Source organism: Bacteroides sp. (assembly GCF_030151085.1).
In the GTDB taxonomy this organism is placed as follows: Bacteria; Bacteroidota; Bacteroidia; order Bacteroidales; family Bacteroidaceae; genus Bacteroides.
In genome coordinates, this window is the sequence record NZ_JASLER010000048.1 from 37,324 (window position 1) to 49,116 (window position 11,793).

At 40.7% G+C, this 11,793-nt stretch carries 13 protein-coding genes; 10 read left to right on the forward strand and 3 right to left on the reverse strand.

The features are described 5' to 3' along the window. Nucleotides 1-14 precede the first annotated feature (14 nt). Genes Q1W14_RS09560 through Q1W14_RS09585 form a run of 6 tightly spaced genes read left to right on the forward strand, consistent with a single transcriptional unit; the run spans nt 15 to nt 5,554 of the window. A complete protein-coding gene (locus tag Q1W14_RS09560) occupies nt 15-1,304 on the forward strand; it encodes an inositol-3-phosphate synthase (RefSeq protein WP_300701095.1) in 1,290 nt (429 codons plus the stop codon). A 14-nt stretch (nt 1,305-1,318) separates the two neighbouring features. Then, nucleotides 1,319-2,020 carry an NDP-sugar synthase gene (locus Q1W14_RS09565; RefSeq protein ID WP_300701096.1) on the forward strand — a complete coding sequence of 234 codons (702 nt, stop codon included), beginning with the start codon at nt 1,319-1,321 and terminating at the stop codon, nt 2,018-2,020. Between the two features lie 7 nt (nt 2,021-2,027). Then, entirely contained in the window at nt 2,028-2,897 is an 870-nt protein-coding gene (locus tag Q1W14_RS09570) for a hypothetical protein (protein WP_300701098.1), read from the forward strand. Further along, nucleotides 2,894-3,802: a CDP-alcohol phosphatidyltransferase family protein gene (locus tag Q1W14_RS09575; protein WP_300701100.1), complete on the forward strand. Its 909-nt coding sequence runs from the start codon at nt 2,894-2,896 to the stop codon at nt 3,800-3,802. The genes Q1W14_RS09570 and Q1W14_RS09575 overlap by 4 nt, the downstream gene beginning before the upstream one ends. Before the next feature lie 3 nt (nt 3,803-3,805). After that, nucleotides 3,806-4,825 carry a lysylphosphatidylglycerol synthase transmembrane domain-containing protein gene (locus Q1W14_RS09580; RefSeq protein ID WP_300701102.1) on the forward strand — a complete coding sequence of 340 codons (1,020 nt, stop codon included), beginning with the start codon at nt 3,806-3,808 and terminating at the stop codon, nt 4,823-4,825. An 18-nt stretch (nt 4,826-4,843) separates the two neighbouring features. Next, nucleotides 4,844-5,554 (forward strand): HAD family hydrolase, encoded by a 711-nt coding sequence (locus tag Q1W14_RS09585; RefSeq protein ID WP_300701104.1) that lies wholly within the window; start codon nt 4,844-4,846, stop codon nt 5,552-5,554. Nucleotides 5,555-5,603: 49 nt separating this feature from the next. On the opposite strand, the gene Q1W14_RS09590 is transcribed toward Q1W14_RS09585, so the two are convergent. Then, nucleotides 5,604-7,178, reverse strand: coding sequence for an Rne/Rng family ribonuclease (locus Q1W14_RS09590; RefSeq protein WP_300701106.1), 1,575 nt, complete (start codon nt 7,176-7,178; stop codon nt 5,604-5,606). Nucleotides 7,179-7,418: 240 nt separating this feature from the next. Continuing rightward, entirely contained in the window at nt 7,419-7,694 is a 276-nt protein-coding gene (locus tag Q1W14_RS09595; protein ID WP_294585828.1) for an HU family DNA-binding protein, read from the reverse strand. A 159-nt stretch (nt 7,695-7,853) separates the two neighbouring features. On the opposite strand from Q1W14_RS09595, the gene mutY reads away from it, so the two are divergent. The 4 genes from mutY (at nt 7,854) to Q1W14_RS09615 (ending at nt 11,419) form a co-directional block, all read left to right on the forward strand. After that, the gene (gene mutY / locus Q1W14_RS09600; protein ID WP_300701109.1) at nt 7,854-8,897 is read left to right on the forward strand and encodes an A/G-specific adenine glycosylase; all 1,044 of its coding nucleotides are present in this window, start codon (nt 7,854-7,856) and stop codon (nt 8,895-8,897) included. A 71-nt stretch (nt 8,898-8,968) separates the two neighbouring features. Next, entirely contained in the window at nt 8,969-9,439 is a 471-nt protein-coding gene (ssb, locus tag Q1W14_RS09605; RefSeq protein ID WP_300701110.1) for a single-stranded DNA-binding protein, read from the forward strand. Nucleotides 9,440-9,462: 23 nt separating this feature from the next. Then, entirely contained in the window at nt 9,463-10,815 is a 1,353-nt protein-coding gene (locus Q1W14_RS09610) for a gliding motility-associated protein GldE (RefSeq protein ID WP_300701111.1), read from the forward strand. Beyond that, a complete protein-coding gene (locus tag Q1W14_RS09615; RefSeq protein ID WP_300701112.1) occupies nt 10,793-11,419 on the forward strand; it encodes a 4'-phosphopantetheinyl transferase superfamily protein in 627 nt (208 codons plus the stop codon). Before Q1W14_RS09610 ends, Q1W14_RS09615 begins: the two co-directional genes overlap by 23 nt. 5 nt (nt 11,420-11,424) lie before the next feature. On the opposite strand, the gene Q1W14_RS09620 is transcribed toward Q1W14_RS09615, so the two are convergent. Further along, a partial coding sequence (locus tag Q1W14_RS09620; RefSeq protein ID WP_300701114.1) for a beta-eliminating lyase-related protein occupies nt 11,425-11,793 on the reverse strand: 369 nt, incomplete at its 5' end.

The window sequence follows — 11,793 nt, forward strand, 5'->3', positions numbered from 1 at the left end:
TAATAACAATGGCAATGAAAGAAAACATTAAGCCGGCAACTGGACGTCTAGGCGTCTTGGTAGTCGGAGTAGGGGGTGCGGTTGCAACCACCATGATTACCGGAACATTAGCTGCCCGTAAGGGTTTGGCAAAAGCAATAGGCTCAATCTCACAGATGGCTACTATGCGCATGCAAGACGGTAAAGAAAAACTCATTAAAGACGTTGTGCCTTTGGCTGATTTAAACGATATCGTTTTTGGCGGTTGGGATATATTTCCCGACAATGCATACGAAGCTGCCATGTATGCAGAAGTATTGAAAGAGAAAGACTTGAATTTGGTAAAAGATGAATTGCAAGCCATCAAACCGATGCCTGCTGCCTTTGACCATAATTTTGCAAAACGTTTGAACGGTACTTATATTAAGAATGCCGCTACTCGTTGGGATATGGTTGAACAGCTTCGTGAGGACATCCGTAACTTTAAAGCTGCTAACAACTGCGAGCGTATCGCTGTACTGTGGGCTGCAAGTACGGAAATCTATGTTCCTCTGTCAAAAGAACATGAATCTCTTGCTGCTTTGGAAAAAGCAATGAAGGAAAATAATACCGAAGCTGTTTCACCAAGTATGTGTTATGCTTATGCAGCTATCGCAGAAGGTGCTCCATTTATCATGGGTGCTCCTAACTTGTGTGTAGATACTCCGGCTATGTGGGAATTCTCTAAGAAAATGTGTGTACCTATCTCCGGTAAGGACTTTAAGAGCGGTCAAACATTGATGAAAACAGTTCTTGCTCCGATGTTTAAGACTCGTATGTTAGGCGTAAGCGGTTGGTTTTCAACTAATATCTTGGGTAACCGTGACGGTGAGGTACTTGATCAACCCGAAAACTTCAAGACAAAAGAAGTCAGCAAGTTGTCTGTTATTGATAACATTTTCGAGCCTGAGAAATACCCTGATTTGTATGGTGATGTATATCATAAAGTACGTATCAACTATTATCCTCCTCGTAAAGACAATAAGGAAGCATGGGATAACATCGACATCTTTGGTTGGATGGGATATCCGATGGAAATTAAGGTTAACTTCCTTTGTCGTGACTCTATCCTTGCAGCTCCTATCGCACTTGACTTGGTTATCTTTAGTGACCTTGCTATGCGTGTAGGTATGTGTGGCATCCAGACTTGGTTGTCATTCTTCTGCAAGAGCCCGATGCATGACTTCGAGCATGAGCCGATACATGATTTGTTTACTCAGTGGAGAATGGTGAAAGAAACCCTTCGTAACATGGTGGGTGAAACATCACCGAGTTATCTGGACTAATTTATAGATTCTGAATGAAATATGCACTGATTGCTGCAGGACAAGGTTCTCGCTTAGTTTCGGAAGGAATGCAGATTCCCAAACCGTTGGTTAGAGTCGGAGGAGTACCTTTGTTGAGCAGGCTGTTTCGGATTTTTCTTAATAATGATGCAGAGTCTTTCTGCATCATTATTAATAAAGAAATGACCGAAGTTTATGATTTTCTCAAGCAACAACAACTTCCTGTACCTCTTGATATAGTGGTGAAGTCTACGCCTGATTCTTTTCATAGCTTTTATGAGCTTACTCCTTATTTACAGGGAAAGGGGAAGTTTTGCCTGACTACAGTTGACCCTATCTTCCGCGAACAAGAGTTTTCTTCTTATATCCGAACGTTTTGTGCGGATGAGACTAATGATGCGCTGATGGCGGTCACCGATTATGTTGATGATGAAAAGCCTCTCTATGTGAAGACGTCTCCCGATATGCGTATAACCGGATATGCCAGCGAACCTTATAACGGCTTTCGGTATATTTCAGGTGGTATATACTGTATGAATCAAAAAGCACTTTCACAACTGCCTGCTGCTATGGAAGCTGGAGTTGCCCGTATGCGTGGCTTTCAGCAATATTTGGTGGATGCGGGTTTGCAAATGCAAGCTCATCCTTTTTCCAAGATAATTGATATTGATCATACGGCTGACATTCGGAAAGCAGAACTTTTTTTAGAGACATAAACTTATAATGAAACCATTGACTATTGCGGGAATACAGAGATATTCCCTGTTTTCTCCGAATCATGTGGGAAATGATGCAGCTGTGTTTTCGGCTGTTTCCCAATATCTTACGGAGAATGGACATAAAGTGAATATGTATACTGAACAGGAGTTCCTGACTGACTCGCTGCAAGGAGAAAAACATATATTTACGATGATGCGCAGCAAAGCTGCCGTACGTAAATTGCAAAAACTACAGGCTGAAGGTACTGTAGCCGTTAATTCGGGATTAGGAATCGAAAATTGCACACGCGAACGAATGACTACTCTTCTACTCGAAAATCAGGTTGCCCATCCGGATAGCCTGATTTGCAATACAGGAGAAAGTATTCCATTGGACTTACTTGAGAAGAAGTTCGAACCATGTTGGGTAAAGCGTGCCGATTTTCATGCCATTCACCGTGAAGATGTAACCTATGTACGCAGTATTGAAGAGCTTCGTGATGTAGTAGCTGAATATGCTTTACGTGGTATTGAACGGGTAGTGATTAACGAACACCTGAAGGGAGACCTGATAAAATTCTATGGTGTGGCCGGCACTAACTTTTTCTATTGGTTTTATCCACAAGAGGGAGGGCATAGTAAGTTCGGACTTGAAGCCATTAATGGAGCACCTCATGGAATCTCTTTTTCATTGGATGAGTTACAACAGCTTTGCGAGAATGCCGCTCGTGTTCTAAAGGTTCATATATATGGCGGAGACTGTATTGTATCACCCGACTCAAGCATTCGGATCATAGACTTTAACGACTGGCCCAGTTTTGCACCTTGTCGTAAAGAGGCATCCAAGGCTATCGGTGAAACAATTCTGCAAGTATTTAAAAATCGTATTTTATGAGTGGAGAAACAAAAAAGTCAAATCTGCAAGCTTCGTTAAAATCCTCGGATACGGAAGAGTGGATTGACCTGTTGTTCTATCGCCCTATCGGTTACCGTTGGGCGATTTTATTTGAGAAACTGGGAGTGACGCCGAATGCAATTACTATTGTATCCATCTTTTTAGGAGTCGCATCGGGTTTTCTTTTTTATTATAACAATTTACTTCTTAATTTAATAGGAATGTGTTTGCTTATCTGGGCAAACATGTACGATAGTGCCGATGGGCAGCTGGCCCGTATGACCGGACAGAAGTCTGAGTTGGGACGTATTCTTGACGGAGTTTCCGGTGATTTGTGGTTCATATCGATTTATGCGGCGCTTTGTCTTCGAATGACTCCGGAGTGGGGCTGGTATATATGGTTATTGGCTGCTGTGGCAGGCTTTGCGCATAGCAAACAAGCTGCTATGGCCGACTATTACCGCAACATTCATCTGTTTTTCCTCAAGGGGAAATCAGGTAGTGAGTTTGACAATTCCAAACAGCAACGGGAACTATTTGCCTCTTTATCCTGGAAGAAAGATCTTATCCGTAAAACGTTCTTATGGTTTTATGGAAATTACACTGCTTCACAAGAGCAACTTTCGCCTGCTTTTCAGCGGTTCTTTAAAGCATTGACAACCACTTATGGTGAAGTATATCCTCAGAGTATCAGTGACGAATTTCGTAAAGGCAGTTTGCCTCTGATGAAATATACAAATATACTTTCGTTCAATACGCGTGTCATTGCATTGTTTGTTTCATTAATATTCAACGTACCTTGGGCTTATTTTGTGTTTGAACTTACAGTGCTCAATATTTTATTGGTTTATATGATTTTCAAACACGAAGCGTTGAGTAGATTTATGTACCGAAAACTTTCGTAATTTATGAGTAGCAAGTTCAGGAATGTTTTTTTAGTATTCGGCATTGTAGCGGTGATTATTATGCTGTTTACTTTCGATGTGTCTTATGATGAGTTGTTGGGCAATTTGAAGCGTGCAGGTATATACTTGCCTCTGGTACTATTGCTATGGTTGGTAATTTATTGCATAAATACCCTTTCTTGGTATATCATCATAAAGAGTGGGGGGAAACTGGGTGGTTTGACTTTTGGCAAACTGTTCAAGTATACCATTTCTGGTTTTGCACTCAACTATGTTACTCCAGTCGGACTGATGGGGGGAGAGCCATATCGCATAATGGAGCTTACTCCTTATTTAGGGGTAGAGCGTTCCACTTCTTCCGTTATTCTGTATGTGATGACACATATTTTCTCGCATTTTGTATTTTGGATGAGTGCAGTGGTTGTATACGTTCTCTTTTTTCCTGTAAACTGGGAGATGGGTATTATACTGGGGCTTATTACTATTTTTTGCATATTCTTGGGCACACTAATGGCGAAAGGATATAAACATGGAATGGCGGTGGCATGTATGCGTGTAGGAAGCAAAATACCTTTCCTGAAAAAGAAGGTTGTACGTTTTGCTGAGGTGAATAAAGAAAAATTAGAAAATATCGATCAGCAGATTGCTTTGCTTCACCAGCAGCGTAAAAGTACATTTTATAGTGCGTTGACCCTCGAATTCACATCTCGCATTGTAAGTTGTGCCGAAGTATGGTTGATATTGAATGTGCTTACTACTGATGTGAGCTTCATCAATTGCTTCCTCATTCTGGCTTTTTCTTCTTTGCTTGCAAATCTTTTATTCTTCTTGCCTATGCAGTTGGGTGGACGTGAAGGAGGTTTTGCTTTAGCTGTTGGCGGATTGGCCCTTTCGGGAGCCTATGGAGTATATACAGCTTTAATAACCCGCGTGCGCGAATTAGTATGGATTGTGATAGGGCTTGCTTTGATGAAGATTGGCAATAAGAAAGCCGCCGCTAAAGTAAAGGATTTGGAGAAATAACATTGCACTATAGAAAAAATGATTAATAAAAGTAATATAAAAGCGGTTGCATTTGATTTTGGAGGAACTTTAGACTCACCTTTCCTTCACTGGATGGATATTTATTTGTATCTATATACCACTAAATTGAATCTGCCGCTGACACGTGAAAACTTTAGGGATTCTTACGTCTATGCCGAGCAAATGATGGAACGGTTGCAATTGGTGCAACCTTCGCATTCGCTGCAAGAGACTCAGAAATTTAAAACAGACTTACAATTTTCTCATCTCATCGAGAAGGGGATATTAGCTGATACATCGGAAAATAGGAATGAACTTCCCTTGCAGGCGGCTCTTTTGTCTACCGAATACTCTTCCGAATATGTAGCAGCTTCACGCAGTGTACTTGCGGAATTGCAAAAAAAGTATGTTCTGTTGCTGGTGTCTAACTACTATGGTAATGTCAGCAAAATAGCTGGTGATTTAGAAATTGCTTCGTATTTCAAATCAATTACCGATTCTACTATTGCCGGTGTACGTAAACCCAATCCTACTCTTTGGAGGCTGGCTATTGAGGGTGCAGGCTTCCGTCCTGAAGAAGTACTAATTGTTGGTGATTCGATGAAGAATGATATATTACCGGGTATCAGCTTGGGGTGTCAGGTGATACTGGGTTGCCCTGATTCAAAAGAAAAGCCGGTAGGAATAACTTACGTGACAGAGTTGCGGCAACTTTTGACATTGCTTTAAAAATAAAAGAGAGTGCATCTTTACTGAAATGTTTGATGCACTCTCTTTTTTATTTGATTTCGATCTCTTCCTTCATATCAATCTCTTCCCCTTGCGGGTCGAAGAAGATATATTCCAGAAACGCGAGTTTCTGATCCGGAATAATCTTGATACCGAATCCGTACTTCATTTGCCATCTACGCTTCAAGGAGACAAATCCTTGGTTGATGTATGCGGCAATGTACGGGTGGATATGTAACGAGAATTTCTTTACCTTCAATTTGTTGACCAGATAGTCAATTTTACTCTCTAAAGTATCTGTGAAGAGGATAGATGATTTAATGGTGCCTTTACCAAAGCAGGTGGGACAGGTTTCCAAAGTATTGACATCCATGGCCGGGCGTACGCGCTGGCGGGTAATCTGCATCAACCCGAATTTGCTGAGCGGCAGGATGTTGTGGCGTGCTCTGTCTTTCTGCATGTTTGCACACATACGTTCGTAAAGCTTTTGTCTGTTTTCGGCTTCATTCATATCAATGAAGTCTACTACAATGATACCACCCATATCTCTCAGTCTTAACTGGCGTGCCAGTTCGTCGGCTGCTCCCAGATTCACCTCTAGTGCGTTGCCTTCCTGCCCGTTGGCATTCTTGGTGCGGTTACCGCTGTTCACGTCTACTACGTGAAGCGCCTCAGTATGCTCAATAATCAGGTAGGCACCACTTTTGTATGAAATGGTTTTGCCGAATGACGATTTGATCTGTTTGGTGATACCAAAATTGTCATAGATGGGGAGTTGTCCTTTGTACAGTTTTACAATTCCTGCCCGTTCTGGGGCGATGAGAGTTACGTAATCCTTTATTTCGTGGAATACCGCTTCGTTATTCACGTGGATGTTTTCAAAAGAAGGATTGAACAAGTCGCGTAGTAATCCTACGGCGCGGCTGGTTTCTTCGTAAATCAGCGTCGGAAACTTGGTGGCTTTTTGTACCTTGGTAATGGCATCTTCCCAATGTTTCAATAAAACTTTAAGCTCTCCGTCAAGCTCAGCTACACGTTTTCCTTCGGCAACGGTACGGACGATAACACCGAAATTCTTCGGTTTGATGCTCATCAGCAATTGCTTGAGGCGTGCGCGCTCTTCGCTTGATTTAATTTTTTGTGAAACAGAAACCTTATCGTTAAAAGGGATGAGGACGAGATATCTTCCGGCAAAGGAAAGTTCGGAAGTCAGTCTGGGTCCCTTGGTAGAGATAGGCTCCTTGACAATTTGCACTATAACTTCTTGTCCGACTTTGAGTGCATTGGCAACAGTGCCGTCTTTTTCAAGGTCAGGAAGTATAGTTGCTTTTGTAATAGGGTTTAATTTCTTTTTGTCGCTTAAAGTTTGCTTTACGTATTTCTCTAATGAGTTAAATTGAGGACCTAAGTCCAGGTAATGAAGGAAAGCATCTTTCTCGTAACCTACATCCACGAAGCAGGCATTCAGGCCGGGCATCAATTTCTTGACGCGTCCTAAATACATATTGCCCACTGAAAAGGAGATATTTCTTCCTTCGCTTTGAAGTTCCACCAGGCTCTTATCTTCGAGCAATGCGATGGAAACCTCTTTGGGCTGTACATCTACAACGAGTTCGCTTGTCACAATTATTAGCTTTTAATTTTTAATTATTCAATTGGGTACTTAAACAAAGAACAAACTCGCGAGACATTTTGCTTCACAAGTTTGTTCTTTATTTTGTCCTTCAGACTAAAAAATTACTTTTTGCTTTTATGTCTGTTCTTTCTTAGTCTCTTTTTACGCTTGTGCGTAGACATTTTATGTCTTTTTTTCTTCTTTCCGCTTGGCATAGCTTCTAATTTTATGGGTTAATACTATTGTTTATTATTTCTTCACTGAGATGGTGAATGTTTTAGCAGGCTTGAAAGCCGGAATGTTATGTTCCGGAATAATAATTGTAGTGTTCTTGGAGATGTTACGAGCTGTTTTCTGAGCTCTCTTCTTCACTACAAAACTGCCAAATCCACGAAGATAAACATTTTCATCTTTAGATAAAGATGCTTTCACTGCGTCCATGAATGCTTCAACGGTTGTAAGTACTGTGACTTTGTCAATTCCGGTGTTCTTTGTAATCTCGTTTACAATATCAGCTTTAGTCATTTTTCTTTAAAAAAAATATTATTACTATAGTTTTCCTAATTTTTTGGACTGCAAATATATAGCTTTTTGGCGGCTCTAAAAAATATATTCCAGACATTTTTCTAAAAAAGTCTGATGATTAAGTTTTGTTAGATTGAAAAGCAGTACTTTTGTTCTGAAATGAATATACTGACTGAGGCTTTACTGGATTGGTATGCCGGCAATAAGCGCGAGCTACCGTGGAGGGAAACTAAGGACCCTTATGTGATATGGATATCCGAAATTATCTTGCAGCAGACCAGGGTAGTGCAAGGATATGAATATTTTCTTCGATTTGTGCGTCGTTTTCCTGATGTAGAGACGCTGGCTTCGGCTTCAGAAGATGAAGTGATGAAGTATTGGCAAGGTTTAGGATACTATTCACGTGCACGTAATCTGCATGCTGCAGCGAGGAGTATGAATGGTGTATTTCCTGTAACCTATAATGAGGTACGCGCGTTGAAAGGCGTAGGTGATTATACGGCTGCTGCCATTTGTTCCTTTGCTTATAACATGCCTTATGCGGTTGTAGATGGAAATGTATATCGGGTGCTTGCTCGTTATTACGGCATCGATACCCCGATAGATTCTACCGAAGGAAAGAAAATTTTTGCGGCTTTGGCGGAAGAAATGCTGGATAAATCCCATCCGGCTGATTATAATCAGGCTATAATGGATTTTGGTGCTATTCAATGTACACCGCAAACTCCGAATTGTTTGTTTTGTCCTTTGTCGGATAGTTGTTCTGCATTAGCAAAAGGCAAAGTTATGCAATTACCGGTGAAACAGCATAAGACGAAAACAACCAACCGTTACTTTAATTATATTTATGTACGTATGGGCGCGTATACATTAATACATAAGAGGACTGAAAATGATATTTGGAAGAACCTGTTTGAATTACCATTGATTGAAACGGAGAAAGATTTATCTGAAGAAGAATTTCTTTCGTGTCAGCAGTTGCATAGACTTTTTATGGAAGTAGGAGGGGAGTTGGTGGTGCGTTCGGTTCTTCGGAATGTAAAACATGTCTTGTCTCACCGGGTTATTTATACTAACTTTTATGAAGTGGAATTACCCGAAGGAACATCTTCATTTTCAGGCTACCAGAAGATTCGAATAGAAGATTTGGATCAATATGCCGTACCTCGGTTGATACATGCTTTCTTGGAGAAATATGTATAAAATTTGTTTGTATTCTTGCATTGTGTGAATATTCTCGTTAATTTTGGCAGCAAATTAAAATTTAGAAGCTTATGTCAGTAAATAAAGTGATATTGTTAGGAAATGTCGGCAGAGACCCAGAAGTGAGATATCTCGATAGTGGCGTTGCAGTGGCTACTTTTTCTTTGGCTACATCCGACCGCGCTTATACATTGGCAAATGGTACGCAGGTACCCGAGCGTACGGAGTGGCATAATCTTGTTCTTTGGCGTGGACTGGCAGAAACAGCTGAAAAATTTGTGCATAAAGGAGATAAACTTTATATTGAGGGTAAAATCCGTACCCGCTCTTATGACGATCAGGCAGGAATTAAACGTAATGTTACGGAAATTTTTGTGGATGTTATGGAAATGCTGTCGCCGAAAGGTACTGCTACGCCGGGAAATACTCCTTTTGCTCCTCAGACCGGAACACCCGGACAGCCAGCTGCTCCTACACAGCAACCGACACAACCACAGAATAATCCAGTGCAAAATAATCCTGCGGACGATTTGCCGTTCTAATTGTTTAACTAAAACCAAAATCTTTGGACCCAGACGCTTATTTATGCCAGTTGGCAGATGTTTTTAACGGAATTTCCGTACATACTCCTTCTATTTCAGCTATCGTATCAATTGTATTGGCAGGATTGCTTCTGCTTGTTTCCGGCTTTGCTTCGGCTTCTGAAATAGCTTTTTTCTCGCTTTCGCCATCCGACTTAAACTCTATTGCAGAGAAGAAACATCCTTCGGATGAGAAAATCAGTAATTTACTGGAAAACACAGAACGATTGCTAGCTACGATTTTGATTACCAATAACTTTGTGAATGTAACCATTATCATGCTCTGCAATTTCTTTTTTATGAATGTGTTCCAGTTTCATTCGCAAATAGCAGAGTTTGTTCTCTTGACGATAGCACTTACTTTCTTGTTATTGCTTTTTGGTGAAATAATGCCAAAGATTTATTCTGCGCAGAAAACATTGACTTTTTGTCGTTTTGCAGCACCGGGCATTACCATGTTCCGTTCTGTTTTTTATCCGTTAGCTTCTTTACTAGTACGATCTACTTCTTTCCTGAACAAGCATATTGCACGTAAAAATCATAATATTTCGGTAAACGAACTTTCGCATGCTCTTGAACTGACGGATAAAGCTGAACTTTCAGAAGAGAATAATATTCTGGAAGGAATCATTCGTTTTGGTGGCGAAACTGCGAAAGAGGTTATGACATCCCGTTTGGATGTAGTCGATTTGGATATTCGTACTCCGTTTAAGGAAGTGCTGAAATGTATTATAGAGAACGCTTATTCACGTATCCCGGTTTATGCAGATACACGTGATAATATTAAGGGAGTACTTTATATAAAAGACTTATTGCCTCATTTGAATAAAGGAGATAATTTCCGATGGCAGTCGTTGATCCGGCCTGCATACTTTGTTCCGGAGACGAAAATGATAGATGACTTGCTTCGTGACTTTCAAGCAAATAAGATTCATATTGCTATAGTTGTGGATGAGTTCGGAGGTACTTCGGGTATTGTAACTATGGAGGATATTATTGAAGAGATTGTAGGGGAAATCCATGATGAATATGATGACGAAGAGCGTACATACGTAGTCCTTAATGAACATACTTGGATATTCGAAGCCAAGACACAATTGACCGATTTCTACAAAATCACTAAGATATACGAGGAAACTTTCGATGCTGTAGCAGGAGATGCCGATACTTTGGCAGGTCTTCTTCTTGAATTGAAAGGCGAGTTCCCTGCACTTCACGAAAAAGTCACATACGACTGTTATGAATTTGAAGTCTTGGAGATGGATAATCGTCGCATTTTGAAAGTGAAGTTTAAGATTAATGAACCTTCTACCAATGGCACTTCTCATTCAGCTTAAAGAAGATTCCTGGACATTAGGTGTTTGGCGGATGGAGGAATCGCTTGCGGCTTTACAGGATGAGTTATCAAATACCACCTTGTTTGAAGAGGCAGTTAGGCGATTCACGTCTTTACACCGTCAATTGGAGTGGTTGTCAGTACGTGTATTACTCTATCATTTGCTCCATGAACAAAAAGAAATAGGCTATTTGCCTTCCGGTAAACCATATCTGGTGGATGGTTCTTTCCACCTTAGTATTTCACATACCAAAGGATATGTAGCGGTACTTCTTGGAACAACTCCGGTAGGTGTTGATATTGAGCAGTATGGACAACGGGTACATAAAGTTGCTCATAAATATATGCGAGAAGATGAAACTGTACATCCCTATCAGGGGGATGATACTTGGAGTCTTCTATTGCATTGGTCGGCTAAGGAGGTTATGTTCAAGTGTATGGATATAGCAGAAGTCGATTTTAGGAAACATTTGTATATAGAACCTTTTGTCCCGCAGGAACAGGGTGTCTTTAATGCCTACGAATACAGGACGGAGCTGCAACAATACTTTAAAATAGATTATTTGCTCCATCCTGATTTCGTTTTAACTTGGCATGTTGATTAGTTTTTTTATAATCTTTCCAATTGTACGGTAAAATGGCGCATCAATGGAGCTTCCCAAGCAATACGTACACCCCGGATAATACTTTCGCGTTTATCAAATACATTTTTTAGTGCGGCAGCTACTACATTCATGTGATTATCTGTATATACCCGTCTTGGAATTGCCAGACGAAGTAAATCCAACCCATTAAATCGATTTTCGCGGGTTAAGGGATCACGGTCGGCAAGTAAATAACCGATTTCGCATCCACGTATACCTGCTTCCAAATAGAGTTCCACGGTTAAGGTTTGTGCGGGAAATTCTTCTTTTGGAACATGAGTCAATACTTTGGGCGCATCTACAAAGATGGCGTGTCCACCTGCCGGACGTTGATA

Bases quoted from the DNA above. Each gene is read 5' to 3' on its own strand.
- Q1W14_RS09595 (WP_294585828.1), bottom strand. From the start codon at position 7,694: ATGACTAAAGCTGATATTGTAAACGAGATTACAAAGAACACCGGAATT.
- ssb (WP_300701110.1), top strand. From the start codon at position 8,969: ATGTCAGTAAATAAAGTGATATTGTTAGGAAATGTCGGCAGAGACCCA.
- Q1W14_RS09575 (WP_300701100.1), top strand. From the start codon at position 2,894: ATGAGTGGAGAAACAAAAAAGTCAAATCTGCAAGCTTCGTTAAAATCC.
- Q1W14_RS09585 (WP_300701104.1), top strand. From the start codon at position 4,844: ATGATTAATAAAAGTAATATAAAAGCGGTTGCATTTGATTTTGGAGGA.
- Q1W14_RS09580 (WP_300701102.1), top strand. From the start codon at position 3,806: ATGAGTAGCAAGTTCAGGAATGTTTTTTTAGTATTCGGCATTGTAGCG.
- Q1W14_RS09615 (WP_300701112.1), top strand. From the start codon at position 10,793: ATGGCACTTCTCATTCAGCTTAAAGAAGATTCCTGGACATTAGGTGTT.
- Q1W14_RS09570 (WP_300701098.1), top strand. From the start codon at position 2,028: ATGAAACCATTGACTATTGCGGGAATACAGAGATATTCCCTGTTTTCT.
- Q1W14_RS09565 (WP_300701096.1), top strand. From the start codon at position 1,319: ATGAAATATGCACTGATTGCTGCAGGACAAGGTTCTCGCTTAGTTTCG.
- Q1W14_RS09560 (WP_300701095.1), top strand. From the start codon at position 15: ATGAAAGAAAACATTAAGCCGGCAACTGGACGTCTAGGCGTCTTGGTA.
- mutY (WP_300701109.1), top strand. From the start codon at position 7,854: ATGAATATACTGACTGAGGCTTTACTGGATTGGTATGCCGGCAATAAG.